Here is a 14947-nt window from a genome sequence, read left to right on the forward strand (position 1 = left end):
TCTTGTTGCGTAGTAAAAGAATGATATGAATCAAGGATTAGATATAGTAACTATAGTGATTATAGTAGCATGTGCATTAGTAAGTTTTAAAGGGTTTCAAGACCGTTTTTTCTTCGATAAATACAAATTTAATATTGCAGGAATTCAGCGTGGTGAACAGTTAAGGTTTTTAACCAGCGGTTTTTTACATGCAGACCTACAGCACCTCATATTTAATATGTTAACCTTGTATTTCTTTGCACATTACGTAGTTGTAGATTTAGGTGATATAGGTTTTCTAGTAGTTTATTTTGCCAGCTTATTGGGTGGTGGTGTTCTCAGTTATCTTTTTCATCAAGATGAATATCACTATAGTGCCATAGGAGCGAGTGGTGCAGTAATGGGAATTATATATTCAGCAATATTGTTAGAGCCTGGCATATATATATATGGTATAATACCAGGATTTGTTTTTGCAATAGGATATTTAGCTTATTCTATTTATGGTATGAAAAATAAATCAGATAATATTGGACATGATGCCCATTTTGGTGGAGCAGTAGCCGGTTATGTTGTGACTATTCTATATGATTACCATATCATATTTGAACAAACGCTTACCGTGGTTTTAATGCTATTGCCGATAGTAGCTTTATTTATACTCAAAAAAATGGGCAAATTATAGTAGCTCTGCTAGTTTGTTATGTAAAGCTTGACCTCGCAAATCTTTTGCAATAATAACTCCATTTTCATCTAGTAAAAATGTAGCAGGTATGCTGCTTACATTATAAAGCTTTGCAATAGGGTCCTGCCAGTGCATTAATCTAGAAATATGGTACCAGTCCATTTCATCTTTTTCGATAGCGGCTTTCCATGCTGCTTCAGCATTTTGTCGATCTAGAGATACACTTATGATATTAAATCCTTTATCGTGATATTCTTTATAAGCTCTAACCACATTAGGGTTTTCACGTCTACATGGTCCACACCATGAAGCCCAGAAATCAATAAGTGTCACTTTTCCTAAAACATTTTCTAATTTTAAAACATCACCATCTGGTGTTTTACCTTCAAATAATGGTGCTTTTGCACCTATGGCTGTAGTAGTAAATTTAGTCAGGTAACTCTCTAGACTCTTAGTGATAGCCGTTTCCTTTACGTCACCTTCTAACACATTAAATAATTCCAAAGCCTTGTCGGTATCAATTAATTTAGAATTCACTAAATCGCCTATTATCATACTGCTTACTAACTTATTAGGATTAGACTTTACGATGTTAAACACCTCGTTTTTATAAGCTTCTTCAGCGTCCATCCATGTTTTTGTAACATCATCGCCTTTTTGCTGATCACCTGATCGGTAAGCATTACCGCGAGCAGTTTTAAATTCGTTTGTTCTTTTTTGATAAGTAGCTTGGTCAGCTCTAAAGTCATAAAGAATTCTATTTTCTTCACTTCCTGTAACAGAACTAGCCCATAACGAGTCTTGGTTTAATGTGATTCTTAACGGTTCATCTCCTTCAATAAAAATCATACGGTCATTACCAGTCTCCATAGATAAGAAACGTACCTCGGCAAAATCTTTCTTTTCTCCTTGTTCAAAATAAAACTTCTCATTCATAACTACCGCAGTATCAATAATCATAGGATTATTAGTACTGTTCAATTTATTCATGTAAACTCTCATTCCATTATAAACACCAGGCGCTGTACCTTCAATAAAGTGAGTGTTATCATTACTAGTTTCAGTTTTACAAGAAATTATTAATAAAAGTGCGACAATAGGAAGTAGAAATCTCATGCTAATTATTTTTTCAAAAATAGTGGTTTTACAGCTATAGAACAGGTTAAAACTTTCTAAAACTATAGGACGTATAGCTATCCTAGACGCAATAGTTTTACCTTTGTACCTATGAATATGTTACCTGAAGATTTTATGATGGAAGTTACCTTAAGTTTTCATAAGGTAATAGATCATTATAGGGAACGTCTCAAGACCGAGACCAATCCTATTGCAATTGCATTTCTTACTGCTACGTTAGATTATGTAAGCAACCATCCACGATTAGAAGAAGGATTACAGGTTGAAGAGATTGAGCAAGAGAAAGAAGTCATAAATACTTTATTATCAGATCTTTTTCCAAGAGCTTTAACACTTAACGAAATAAAAGCAGCAACGGTACCATTTTCTGATTTCTTATTCAATAAATCAGAACGCTTTGAAAATTTATTATCTCATATTAAAGATGAGAAATTTTCACTTCTTTCTAACACAGACTTTGACTATTTCACTATGGCAAGCGGCGTTATACTTAAGGATGTATACAATGCTCAAATCGATTTAAGTAAACCTTTACATTGTCAAATACCTGATGGAAATGGTAATTTAAAAACTTATCGCATCACTTACAATGCAGATTTTGTTGAAGTAGCCCTTAAGGATGAAAAGTACAGACTGACAGATGTTGATATTAAAGAGTTATTGCGCAATCCGGAAAACAAAAAATTATGGAAATCTAAGTTCCCTAAGAATAGTTACACATTTAAAGGGTTCGGTATCATCAGTCTTACTGATGTAACTATGGATAACGCTATTTCAGATTTAAAAACAGTTTTACTTGGTAATTTAGGTGAAAAGTCAAATCATGAGACAGAAAAAGTAGAAAAGATATTCAAGCAAATGTTCAATATGGAGGATTTGCATGTTGGGTTTACTATTTATAATAATGTAGACATGCTTTTTGAAAATATGGTTTATAGTGATTCAAGCAGTTTTTTACTAGGCTCTAGTCACGAAAAAAATTGTAATAATGCTCTTTGTGCAGATTCATATGCTCATCTTTTAAGAGATTTTACACCGCTAGTTATAACGGACGTTAAAAATTATCGCGATAACATTGAAAACACTTTTCTACCTGATAATTTAATTGAGGCTGGTTTTAATAGTGCTATATTTTATCCTATATCTCACGAAGGTAGATTGCTAGGTATATTAGAACTAGCCAGCTATACACCATATTTGTTAAACACGTTTAATGCCCAGAAATTAGAAGGTATTTCAGACTATCTTAAAATGGCTTTAATCCGTTCAGAGCAAGAATATGAGACTACTATTAAAGCACTTATACAAACAGAATGTACATCTATTCATCCTAGTGTGCAGTGGAAATTTGAACAAGAAGCTCGTAGGCTGATTAGATCGCGAGCAGAGTCTTCAGATAACAATTTTAATGATTTAGTATTTGAAGATGTCAGTCCCTTATATGGGCAAATTGACGTGGTAGGTAGTAGTGATGCACGTAATGAAGCGATTAAAACCGACTTAATATCACAACTCGAATTGGTCAGTGAGATATTCGCTTTCGCGAAAGCGAATGAACCATTACCTATTTATGATCAAATTATTCATAGGATCCACAAATTCCAAGTCGAACTTGAGTTGAATAGCATTAATGCAAATACCGAACGTGAGATAATTAGTATACTTGAAAGTGAAGTAAATCCTTTTATGGTTCATATTAAGGATTTATCTAAGAAATTAAAACAGCTCGTCACAGATTATGAAAATACTTTAAATCATGACTCTGGCGTTGTCTTCACTAATAGAGATAATTACGACACAACAGTTCAGGTTGTTAATGAAAGACTAGCTCGTTTCTTAGACCGTAAGCAAAAGGAAGCTCAGGAAATTTATCCTCATTTCTTTGAACGCTATAAAACTGACGGTGTAGAGCACAACATATATGTAGGATCTAGTATTGTAAGAGGTCAATCTTACAATCCGGTCTATTTATATAACCTTAGATTATGGCAGTTACAGACCATGATACAGATGGAAAATAAATTTTATCAGTATCAAGAGAGTCTTCCTGTTCAAATAGAGGCAGCGTCTATGATTTTAGTCTTTGGTAATACGTTAAGTATTCGATACCGTATTGATGAGAAACGTTTTGATGTCGACGGAGCTTATAACGCAAGGTATGAGGTGATTAAAAAGAGAATTGATAAAGCAAATATCAAAGGAACTCAAGAAAGAATTACCCAAAAAGGTAAAATTTCAATCATCTATACAAATCATGAGAGCGAACTGGAGTACTTAAGATACATATCATTTCTTCAAGATCAAAAATATCTCAACGATAAAATCGAACTACTCGAACTAGAAGACGTACAAGGTGTTATAGGTCTTAAAGCGATACGAGTAGGCGTGCTTTACAACAAAAAATCTGAAGATAAAAAACGTCTTACCTTTAAGGATTTGTTGCAGGAATTACATCAACAATAGAGTCTAGATCGAGTAGGGCAAAGGCAATAACAAACGCAAGTACTGATCCTATAATTCCTATCATAAAGATGGTATAAGTAAGCCTTAATAATTTGTATTTTCTTGCAAGTACAACACCTAGGTAATATAAATCCTTGATAAGAGATTCATAAACTTCCTCTTTTTCTTCAAGTAAATCCATTACTGAGTCCTTGTACTTATTCAATGGCATTTTATGAAAATTACCAAAAAAAAGTAAATTTACCTTACGTTCTCGGACTTCATCGTCTGTAAACTCGCCAGATGTTATATTAGGTCTGGTAGACATTATAGAGAGTACAATACTTGCTACTGAAAACAAAACTAAAATAAGAGTAGGCCATAGCAAGTGTCTATTACTTACCTGTTCTAATTTAGGTATCAAATTAGCTAGTGCTAGTGAGATAATAATCGCGTTTACAGATAGAAGTATGTTTGCTTTAGTGTCTGCTATATCGCTAAGTTTTATATGATTACGTAATGCTGTTCTAAAAAGTGTTTGAATCGCTCGTTCAGGACTTTGATTCTTTAGGTCTACCTTTAATTTTTCCTTTTTTAGTTTTTGTTTATTCTTTTTCTTTTTCTTCAACAACTTCATAAGGTTTTCATTCTTATCCTTATTCCAGTTCTTGATAGCATAGTCAGAATAATAACGGTGCTTTTCTGTAAATACTCTTATGTTTTCCTTACGCCATTCTTTATTAGTATAGGTAGCTATACCGCGCAGTTCAAGTTCCTTTTTGAGAAGTTCGCTAGTTTCATCATAATAATCTTTTGCAAAATGTGAGGCATCTGCATCTCTTAAGATTTCTTCTAAAGTAGTTTTAGGTGTGCCATTGAATTTTGTGGCTAATATTAATTGTTTAACCAGTTCAATTAAGGATTGATCTGCACCATTATCTTTTAAAAAATCCTCAGCGATAGTTGCGCTGCGTTCTTCATGACCATCTGCACCATGTATGTAGCCTGTATCATGTAACCATGCCGCAATTATTAACGCTTGTTCTTCTTTAACATCGATTTCGGTGTTTTCAATTATCTCTTTAGTACTTTTAACAACTCTTGCGGTATGCATGTAGTTATGATACACATAAGTTTCATCAAGTTGTGTTTTAAACAACTCAAGAACAAAATCGTCTACTTTTAGAAAAATGTTATCTGTCATAATCTCAATGATACCTCAAAATAGAATAAAAACCTCTTAATTTATGATTAAAAATACTACTCTTTTTTTTATTGCCGTTTTCATCTTAGTAGGATGTGCCTCTTACAAGGAGCAATATAGGGAGGAAACACAGAACGCTTTTCCTGATAATGCACAGATTACCAAATCATTTTATCTTATAGGTGATGCAGGTAAATCTCCAATTAATGGTAAAAGTGAAGGTTTACTTGCGCTAGAACAACATATTGAAAATCAAGATACAAAGAAATCGCATTTGATTTTTCTAGGTGATAATATTTATCCTGTAGGGATGCCAGATAAGGATGATTCTTTTAGATCACTGGCAGAAAATCATTTGAACGCACAAATTGCGGTTGCTCAAGCTTTTGATGGTAAAACTATTTTTATACCTGGAAATCATGACTGGTATGATCAAGGCTTAAAAAATGTAGAAAGGGAAAAGGACTATATAGAAAAAGCTCTTAAGGATAAAAATATATGGGAACCTAAAGTAGGTTGTCCATTAGAAAGTATAGAAATATCAGATGATGTTCAACTTATTATTTTAGATAGTCAGTGGTATCTAGCCCAATGGGATAAGCACCCTACAATTAATGATGATTGCGATCAAATCAAGACAAGAGAGCAATTATTTCTAGAGATAGAAGGAGAATTCAAAAAAAATCAGGATAAGGTTATTCTTGTAGCGATGCATCACCCATTATACACTAATGGTGTACATGGTGGTCAATATGCTGCTACAAAGCACTTGTTTCCAACTCAAAGAAACATACCGCTACCGCTTATTGCATCTCTAGTAAATCAAGTGCGCACTAGTGGTGGGATAAGCTCTCAAGACAAACAAAACGAACGTTATCAAGAAATGGTTAATCGGGTAACCACACTTGCAAGGTCGTCACAAGCAGCACGTATAATCTTTGCCAGCGGTCACGAGCATACCTTACAATATATTGAGAACGATGGAATACGCCAGATTGTTTCTGGTAGTGGATCTAAGCAAAGTTATGCTACCTTAAGCAATGATGGACTTTTTGCATACGGTGGTAAAGGTTTTGCAAGATTTGATATTCTTAAAGATGGTAGTGGTTGGGTAAGATATTACACCTTGCGTAATGGTAAAGTTGAATTAATTTATACGGTACAAGCGATTGAGAAACCTAAGGAATTTGATATAAAACAATTACCTAGTAGTTATCCCGCTTTCGCGAAAGCGAGTATATATGAAACAGAACGTACCGATGTCTCAGGTTTTTACGAATCTGTATGGGGTAATAAATATCGAGATTTGTATGGCATTGAAGTTAATGCCAAAGTAGCACTATTAGATACTCTATATGGTGGACTAGAAGTAGTAAGAGCTGGTGGTGGACACCAGACGAGAGCACTAAGGTTAAAGGATAAAGACGGTAAAGAATATAATATAAGAGCACTTAAGAAAAGCGCTGTACAGTTTTTACAAACGACTGTTTTTAAGGAGAATCAAGTTGTTGAAGGTTTTGAAAACACTACGACAGAGGACTTATTGTTTGACTTTTATACCGCAGCGCATCCTTATGCTGCATTAACAATACCAGACTTAGCAAGTGCAGTAGGTGTATATCATACTAATCCAGAAGTCTTTTATTTACCAAAACAACAAGCCTTAGGAAAATATAATAATGACTATGGAGATGAATTATATTTATTAGTAGAACGACCTGAAGAAAATCACAAAGATTTATTAAGTTTTGGTAAGCCAGATGATATAGAGAGTACTGCAGATGTTTTTGAGCGTCTACGCAGAGACGAGAAATATAAGATTGACGAGCCTCATTATATTAAGGCTAGAATCTTTGACATGCTTATTGGTGATTGGGATAGACACCAGGATCAATGGCGCTGGTCAGAGTTTGAATTAGAAGATGGAACACACCTTTTCCGTGCTATTCCCAGAGATCGTGATCAAGTTTATTCAAACTTTGATGGAGCTCTTTTTGCGACATTACGCACTATGATCGGTATTACAAATCAATTTGCTACTTATGATGAACAACTTACAGATGTAAAGTGGTTTAATACTGCTGCAAATTACTTAGATAGAGCACTTGCTCAAAACAGTGATCGTTTTGTATGGGAATCACAAGCCAGGTATATACAAGAAAACTTAACTGATGAACAAATAGAAAACGCTTTTAAAAATTTACCAGCCGAGATCTATCCACATGAATCTACTCAAGTAATTGTAGAGAATATGAAGAAACGACGTGATAATTTATTAGAAACAGTTAATGACTACTATAATTATCTCGCAAGCCTAGCTATCATGACGGGAACCGATAAGGATGATATTATAGAAATCGATCGTATAGAAGATGGTAAAACAGAGGTTACTATCTATCGTAATAAAGATGGAGAAAAAGCAGATATCGTTGCGCAAAGAGTTTTTGATAGTAAGGATACTAATGAAATTTGGATTTATGCATTAGATGATGATGACATCATTAAAGCGATGGGAACTGGAAAAAACAAAATTAAAGTGCGAGTAATTGGTGGACAGAATAATGATATTTATGATCTTGAAGAAGGAAAGGCAATATCGATTTATGATCATAAATCAAAGGATAACACTTTTAAAGCTAAAAATGGAGCTCGTGTAAGGCTATCTGATAATTATGATACTAATTTATACAATCCACGTAAAAACATATTGACCAGTAATGCACTAACACCAGCAATAGGTTTTAATCCAGATGATGGTTTTAAATTAGGAATTCAAAATGTTTATACAGTAAATGGTTTTAATCGTAATCCACATACAAGAGTTCATAAAATAACAGCAGGTTATTATTTTGCTACTAATGGTTATGACATTAATTACACAGGTGAATTTGCTGGTGTTTTTAATGGTGTAAACTTACTTGTAAATGGACGATTTGCAGGACCTACTTTTACTGAAAACTTTTTTGGGATAGGTAATGATTCTGAAAATTTACAAGACGATTTTGATTTTGACTACAATAGAGTTCGTATTAGTGAGGCTACCGTTGGTCTAGGGATTAAGTATAACGGTGAATATGGATCTAACTTAACCATATTATCAAATTTACAGGGAATAGAGGTAGAGGAAGGTAATGAGCGTTTTATTACTGATTTAATCGATCCTGAAACTAATCCTGATTTTTATGAACGCAAATGGTACGTAGACACAAAAGCAACCTATAATTACGAAAGTTATGATAACAAACTTAATCCTACTAGAGGTATGATATTTGAAACCACCATAGGTGGTACCATTGCTACAGAAGATGTAGATCAAAGTCTATTATACTTTAAACCAAAATTAGGTTTCTATAACGCCATATCTAGAAATCGCAAATGGGTTATAAAATCTACTATTCTAGGTCAGATTAATGTAGGTAACAATTATCAATTTTTTCAACTAGCTGAGTTGGGACAGAATAACGGACTAAGAGGTTATCGTACACAACGATTCTCTGGTCAACGATCATTTGCTGCAAGTGGTGATTTGAGATATAGCTTTAACGAATTTAAAACTGGTTTAATTCCTTTACAAATGGGAATATTTGCCGGTGCAGACGTAGGTCGTGTATGGGTAGATGGAGAGTTTAGTGATCAATGGCACAATGATTTTGGTGGTGGTTTTTGGGTAAACTCAGCTGAGGCTATAGGAGCTAATTTTAATTTCTTTCATGGTGATGATGGTTTAAGATTTAGTTTTCAAGTTGGGTTCAGTTTCTAAAATTAATACCTGTTTTATTATAATAAAGGCTCGAAGTTATTGCGAGCCTTTTGTATTTTTAACAAATGAATGATAAGAAAAGTGGTGTCATGCTTATTGCACTAGGTAGTGCAATAGTGTTTATAGGAATAGTGCTTTATTTAATGGAGATTATAGGAGCAACTGGTATGATTTTACTAGGTATAGCGGTAGAACTTGCTGGTGCTTATATTTTCTGGAAAAATAGGAAACGCTAGTTTATAGTTTCAATTGATAAAGGTTTCCACCAGTTTTTTTAGTCTGTTCATCACTTATCCATAAAATGTTGTCAGTTTTATAAATAATAGATTCTTTTTGAGAGTAGTGATTGAGATCATGTCTTTCAATATCATAATTAGTGAAATCTTCGTCATAGTTAGAGAGTATAAATACTTTGTCACTGGTAAGTAGAGCAATTTCTCCTTGACTATTCACATCTGCACTGGTAATTAAACAATCTTTTGAATCGTTACAAATTTCAATTTCTACGAGAAATTGAGCATTATTTGAAGTTCCGTCAGCTTTTAATCGGTATACTTGAGTTTTACCATTAAAATCACTACTTCTATTCTTACTGAATAAATAGAAATAATCCTCAACGCGCACAAAAGCCTCACAGTCATAGAAGAGTTCTTTCTTTTTAGGAGGAAAGTCTTTTTGATTGGAATAGAATACAGAAATCTCGCGAATGTTAACTAGTTCTTGGTCTTTAGGTTCTAGATCAGTAATATCAACTTCATAAATAGCTAAGTCTCTACGTTTATTTTTGTTGTTTCCTAAATCAGCTATATACAAATAGGTTTTGCCAGTAACGGTATTAGTATAACTACTTAAATCTTCCCAGTCATTATTTTTTAAGATGGGAGCTGTAAGCTCATAATAACCTAATTCTTGATCATATAAGTAAAGTACTGGTTCATTTCCAGAATCATTAACCGCATATAATAAATCAGAGCCTTCGATAGACTCCATTCCACTTATTTCTTCAAGGTCTTCTGGTAGATGTTCTAAATACGTAAGTTTACCATAGTCCTGGCAACTAGCATTTTGAAATAGAATTGTAAATAATAGTAATTGAAATACTTTCATATTATAGTCAAACGAAAACACCGTCTAAGTAAATAAATAACTTAGACGGTGTTTTATTAATTTATAAAATTAATTATACGGATTGATGATTGTCACTAGTATTCATTCTCCACGCATCTAACATCCAGCTTGTTTTTTCTAACTCTCTGATATATGCACCTATTAAATCTATAGTACCTTCATCACCGGCTTTATCTGCACGTTCTACCACTTTACGCATTTGTTGTATTAAAGTACCGTGGTCTTCTAGCAAAGTATTCACCATTTCAACATCTGTATGTTCTGATTTAGATTCTTTTAAGTTAGACTTCTTCAGGTACTCAGATAAATTAGAAGTAGGCTGGTATCGCAACGTAAGAATACGTTCTGCTATCTCATCTACTTTTAATTTTGCATCATCATACATTTCCTCGAACTTAATATGCAAATCAAAAAAGTTTTTCCCAACTATATTCCAGTGAAAATTTCTTAATTTTTGATAGTAAACATGATAGTCTGATAGTAATACATTTAATTCTTGAACTGTTTTTTCAGTTTTATCTTTATCTAGATTTAGGTAATTCATTATTTAGTCTTTTGTTGGTTCTTTTCAGTTAATGTTTCTGACTTTATATCAAAGTCTTTATTTTTATTCACTTTGCCCAGATTTCCTAAAGGACGATCTTGACTTTTTCTTTTAAATTTAGTTTGCATGGCGTTTATTATTATTTGATATAAAGATAATAATGATATGACCTAAGCATTGAGAATAAAAGGTTAAAACATGTTTATGTTATCTTAAATAAGCATAGATTATTTAATGATATGTAGAATTTATTGTGAATTATGCAATAATGAAAAAGGACTCAAATTCTTCAGATTCTAATTGCATCCAGACCATGGGAGCAAAGCCTCGCGCCAGACTATCCTTTACTATTAGTAACGTTTCTTCATGATTATAAGAATCTTTCAAAGCGTGACAGTTACCAATCCATAGATGCTTTTTAGGTAAGTAGTATAGGTTGTTGGTATTCGCTTTCGCGAAAGCGTCATAATTCATATAATAACCAGCAATACATCGTTTATTGATATACTTAAAATTATGTTTCCACAAATCCCGAGGTATATACACATGTGCTAGATAGCAAACACGTTGTTCTATAGAATCAATAGCTAGATTTAAAGAAGATAATGCTTGATAAGTAGCTGGCTTGTAGAGTAGAGGTAATTGATGATCTACTAATCGATCAAATTTGAAAACGAAATTATCACGTTTATTAGGTCCCACATATTTAGATAATTCGGTTGCATGGTCTTCATTTAAATAGTTCGATTTTTCTGAAACATCAGGATCATAACAATAGAATTTATAAACTAATTCTACGTGGTATATTTTATTGGTGTTGACTTCTCTGATTAGGTAATCTAATTCGCCTTTTGTGATTTTTGCTACATTGATCTGAATATTAGAATCAATTAATTCATAATTCGAACTTTGCTTTATGCAATACTCATAGTAATATTCTGCTCGTTTACCTAAAACAGTATTAACAGGAATCGTTGGAAAACCTGTAAGGATATCATCATCTTTTAAATGAGATAGGTCTAATTTATTTAGAGGAAACTGTTGTACACCTGCAAGCTTACCATTCCATAGGCTTGCTGTTTTTAAAAAGGCTCTAAACCGTTGAATATCGTTTTGAGCCATTTACTTATTCTTTTATTAAATATTGCTGTTCTTTCAAATAAACGCCAGCACTAGGACCTAAATTAAATAATAGGTCTAAAGCACTTAATCCATTTAAAAATCCATGTTTCTCTTGAAATACTTGAATGTAAGAATGAGTTGATAGAATAGGATTTTGCTTTGCAGTAATTAGTTGTCTAGCTCTTATATCATCCAGGTATTCTTCTGATGATATAATTGATTTTGTAATATGTAGTAGATGAAGCGTCCATTTCAGTGTTTTAATATTCCAGTCTATTAATAGCTTTGGAATATCACTAAATAAATCATGTAAATCAGCCTCATAATATTCATAAAAAGGACTACTGTTGTAAGCACTTTTTATACTTTTTAAATGTTGTGTAACCCAATCATCTGTCTGGTTTATTTCAATGCTTTTGTAAGGTACAGAGTGACCTGATTTTTGATGAACTATAGGTATGTTTAGAGCCAGTTTACCATTTGCAGTTGCGATATAGCAACGATTACGATAAGTCTGTTTTACGTAGTTATCATGAGTCTCCAGCATCAACTGATTGCAATGATACAGGTGCACTAAACTCACTACATCTATAAAATAGCTAGGATGTAGTATCAGCTCCATAGCTTACTTATTACTTTTCTTTTTGATAAATTTCTTGTAACCAAAATATCCTAATAGTCCAACTATCAATATCCATAAATATGATGTAGGTTGTCCTGAACCATTTACAGTCGTAAACATACGGTCAAATCTCAATGAAGGGAAACTACCGCTCCAGTCCATACTCATCCACACAAAAACAGGTTTACCAACAACGTGATTTTCTGGTACAAAACCCCAACCACGACTATCGTAACTGTTATGGCGGTTATCACCCATTAGCCAATAGTAATTTTGTTTAAAAGTATATGCATTTAATGGCTTACCATTGAGTAAAACCGATTTACCATTAACTGCAATAGTGTTAATGATATTCATCTCACTACCTTCATATACCTCAATGATTCTTTTGTAATAACCGATGTTGTTATAGTTGATTTCTACAGTAACATCTTTTTGAGGGATTAGTACAGGACCAAAATTATCATTGTTATTAGCAATTTTAGAATCATACGGGAATATTGCTGGATCCCAACTTCCTTTCTTGTCTATTCTTTTATTAAGGTCTAGAATATTAGGATTAGCCTGTAAAGCAGCTGCGGCTTCTACAGTTGCAGCACTTACTGCTAGAGTAGGAGCATTATCATTTTCTGTATCGTAATAATGTCCAACTGCATCTGTAATATCATACTCTTTTTTGAGCATGGCAGGATCTATAGGTTGTGGTGTTGTAACTGACTTATAGGTGTGTTGTAATCTCGCTCTTTCTGGTAAAACAGTAGGTTGACCATCGATATGTACTTTACCATCTACAATTGAAAATAGATCACCAGCAATAGCCACACATCGCTTAACGTAATTAGATTTTTTATCAATAGGCTTATCGTGATGCAAATTATCTATAGAAGGAAATCCGTATAAGGTATCTGCTGGCCAGTTGAAAACAACAATGTCATTTCTTTTTATTTTTGAAAAACCAGGAATACGAGTGTATGGTATTTGTGGTGTTTCTAGATAACTTTTAACATGTAAGACTGGTATAGTATCATGTACCATTGGTAAAGCCACTGGTGTCATAGGGATACGAGGTCCATAGTGCATCTTACTCACAAATAAAAAATCACCAGTTAATAAGGTTTTTTCTAAGGATGGCGATGGAATTATGAAAGGTTGCATCACATAGGTATGTACTATTGTCGCTGCAATTACCGCAAATAATATAGAACTAGTCCATTCACCAGCACTTGTGCGTGGATGAAGACTACGATTTTCAATATAATTTAATGGTTGTGTATAGTTTATGAAATATAAATAAAGTCCTAATGTCACAATAACTAAGACTGTATCTTTTGCTTTGTTATAACCAAATGAACGTAAGGCTTCTACCCAGACGACTATAAACATGATTAAGTTTACAACAGGCAAGAACAGTAAGAAAACATACCACCATGGTCTATTTAATATCTTCATGAAGATTACAGCATTGTACACAGGCACAAATGCTTCCCATGCTTTTCTACCAGCGGCGACGTACATTTTCCAAGTACCTAATGCATGTACTACTTGAAGTACTAAGAAAAAAATTAACCATCCTGTCCAACTCATCTGTTTACTCTTTAATATTTTTTAATGATAGCTACTATGATAAGTTCAAAACGTCTTTCATAGTAAATATTCCTTTATGTTTTGTAATCCATTCAGCAGCAATAACGGCGCCTATGGCAAAACCATCACGACTGTGAGCCGTGTGCTTTATTTCAATGTCATCTATTATACTACTGTAATGTATGCTATGAGTTCCTTTAACATCTTCAATACGCTGTGCATCAATAGGTAAAGAATCACTTTCGCTGTCTGTGCCTAAATGCCACTTATTCAATCTAGTAAATTCGGATATTCCTTGAGCAAGAGTAACAGCTGTACCACTAGGAGCATCTTTTTTTTCTGTATGATGTATCTCCTCCATACTAATTCTATATTCTTCATATGGAGCCATCATTGCAGCGAGTTTGCGATTGAGTTCAAAGAATAAATTAACGCCTAGACTAAAATTTGAGGCATGAACTAAAGTTCCATTTTTGGAATTAATATAATCTGTGACCTCTTGTAATTCTTCATTCCATCCAGTTGTACCACAAACCACAGGTAAACCCATGTCTGCACAAAATTTAATATTACCTACAGCACTATCTGGAGCTGTAAATTCGATAACCACGTCGGCTTTTTGAATGTCCTCAATAGAATCATTTCTACCTATACGAGTCACAACATCATGACCACGTTCTAAGGCAACACGTTCTATTGTTTGCCCCATTTTTCCATAACCCAGTAAAGCTATTTTCATA

At 33.4% G+C, this 14947-nt stretch carries 13 protein-coding genes; 4 read left to right on the forward strand and 9 right to left on the reverse strand.

Going from position 1 to position 14947, the window contains the following annotated elements; all coding sequences use genetic code 11:
* Positions 1 to 25: 25 nt before the first annotated feature.
* Positions 26 to 664 carry a rhomboid family intramembrane serine protease gene (locus IL45_RS14320; protein ID WP_036585114.1) on the forward strand — a complete coding sequence of 213 codons (639 nt, stop codon included), beginning with the start codon at positions 26 to 28 and terminating at the stop codon, positions 662 to 664.
* On the opposite strand, the gene IL45_RS14325 is transcribed toward IL45_RS14320, so the two are convergent.
* On the reverse strand, positions 659 to 1780 hold the full coding sequence (locus IL45_RS14325; RefSeq protein ID WP_036585115.1) for a TlpA disulfide reductase family protein: 1122 nt from the start codon (positions 1778 to 1780) through the stop codon (positions 659 to 661). The two genes, IL45_RS14320 and IL45_RS14325, sit on opposite strands and share 6 nt — an antisense overlap.
* 111 nt (positions 1781 to 1891) lie before the next feature.
* Between IL45_RS14325 and IL45_RS14330 the strand changes: the two genes are divergently transcribed.
* Positions 1892 to 4264, forward strand: coding sequence for a GAF domain-containing protein (locus tag IL45_RS14330; RefSeq protein WP_036585116.1), 2373 nt, complete (start codon positions 1892 to 1894; stop codon positions 4262 to 4264).
* Here IL45_RS14330 and IL45_RS14335 read toward each other — a convergent pair.
* Positions 4230 to 5447 carry a Pycsar system effector family protein gene (locus IL45_RS14335; protein ID WP_036585118.1) on the reverse strand — a complete coding sequence of 406 codons (1218 nt, stop codon included), beginning with the start codon at positions 5445 to 5447 and terminating at the stop codon, positions 4230 to 4232. The two genes, IL45_RS14330 and IL45_RS14335, sit on opposite strands and share 35 nt — an antisense overlap.
* A gap of 43 nt (positions 5448 to 5490) precedes the next feature.
* Here IL45_RS14335 and IL45_RS14340 point away from each other — a divergent pair, with 43 nt between their 5' ends.
* Together IL45_RS14340 and IL45_RS15165 are read left to right on the forward strand one after the other, a co-directional pair.
* Complete coding sequence (locus IL45_RS14340) at positions 5491 to 9207, forward strand: metallophosphoesterase (protein WP_036585120.1); 3717 nt, start codon at positions 5491 to 5493, stop codon at positions 9205 to 9207.
* A gap of 65 nt (positions 9208 to 9272) precedes the next feature.
* Entirely contained in the window at positions 9273 to 9443 is a 171-nt protein-coding gene (locus IL45_RS15165; RefSeq protein ID WP_156779999.1) for a hypothetical protein, read from the forward strand.
* 1 nt (position 9444) lies between these two features.
* On the opposite strand, the gene IL45_RS14345 is transcribed toward IL45_RS15165, so the two are convergent.
* From IL45_RS14345 to dapB, 7 genes are all read right to left on the reverse strand, one after another.
* Positions 9445 to 10314: a hypothetical protein gene (locus IL45_RS14345; protein ID WP_051788747.1), complete on the reverse strand. Its 870-nt coding sequence runs from the start codon at positions 10312 to 10314 to the stop codon at positions 9445 to 9447.
* Between the two features lie 73 nt (positions 10315 to 10387).
* The gene (locus IL45_RS14350; RefSeq protein WP_036585123.1) at positions 10388 to 10879 is read right to left on the reverse strand and encodes a Dps family protein; all 492 of its coding nucleotides are present in this window, start codon (positions 10877 to 10879) and stop codon (positions 10388 to 10390) included.
* On the reverse strand, positions 10879 to 11007 hold the full coding sequence (locus tag IL45_RS15355; protein ID WP_262496363.1) for a hypothetical protein: 129 nt from the start codon (positions 11005 to 11007) through the stop codon (positions 10879 to 10881). The genes IL45_RS14350 and IL45_RS15355 overlap by 1 nt, the downstream gene beginning before the upstream one ends.
* Before the next feature lie 130 nt (positions 11008 to 11137).
* Positions 11138 to 12001 carry a DUF1853 family protein gene (locus IL45_RS14355; protein WP_036585124.1) on the reverse strand — a complete coding sequence of 288 codons (864 nt, stop codon included), beginning with the start codon at positions 11999 to 12001 and terminating at the stop codon, positions 11138 to 11140.
* 4 nt (positions 12002 to 12005) lie between these two features.
* Positions 12006 to 12623, reverse strand: coding sequence for a WbqC family protein (locus IL45_RS14360; protein WP_036585125.1), 618 nt, complete (start codon positions 12621 to 12623; stop codon positions 12006 to 12008).
* A gap of 3 nt (positions 12624 to 12626) precedes the next feature.
* Positions 12627 to 14207 (reverse strand): signal peptidase I, encoded by a 1581-nt coding sequence (lepB, locus tag IL45_RS14365; protein WP_036585126.1) that lies wholly within the window; start codon positions 14205 to 14207, stop codon positions 12627 to 12629.
* A 34-nt stretch (positions 14208 to 14241) separates the two neighbouring features.
* On the reverse strand, positions 14242 to 14946 hold the full coding sequence (dapB, locus tag IL45_RS14370) for a 4-hydroxy-tetrahydrodipicolinate reductase (protein WP_036585471.1): 705 nt from the start codon (positions 14944 to 14946) through the stop codon (positions 14242 to 14244).
* Between the last annotated feature and the right edge of the window lies 1 nt (position 14947).

The organism is Nonlabens ulvanivorans (assembly GCF_000732625.1).
In the GTDB taxonomy this organism is placed as follows: Bacteria; Bacteroidota; Bacteroidia; order Flavobacteriales; family Flavobacteriaceae; genus Nonlabens; species Nonlabens ulvanivorans.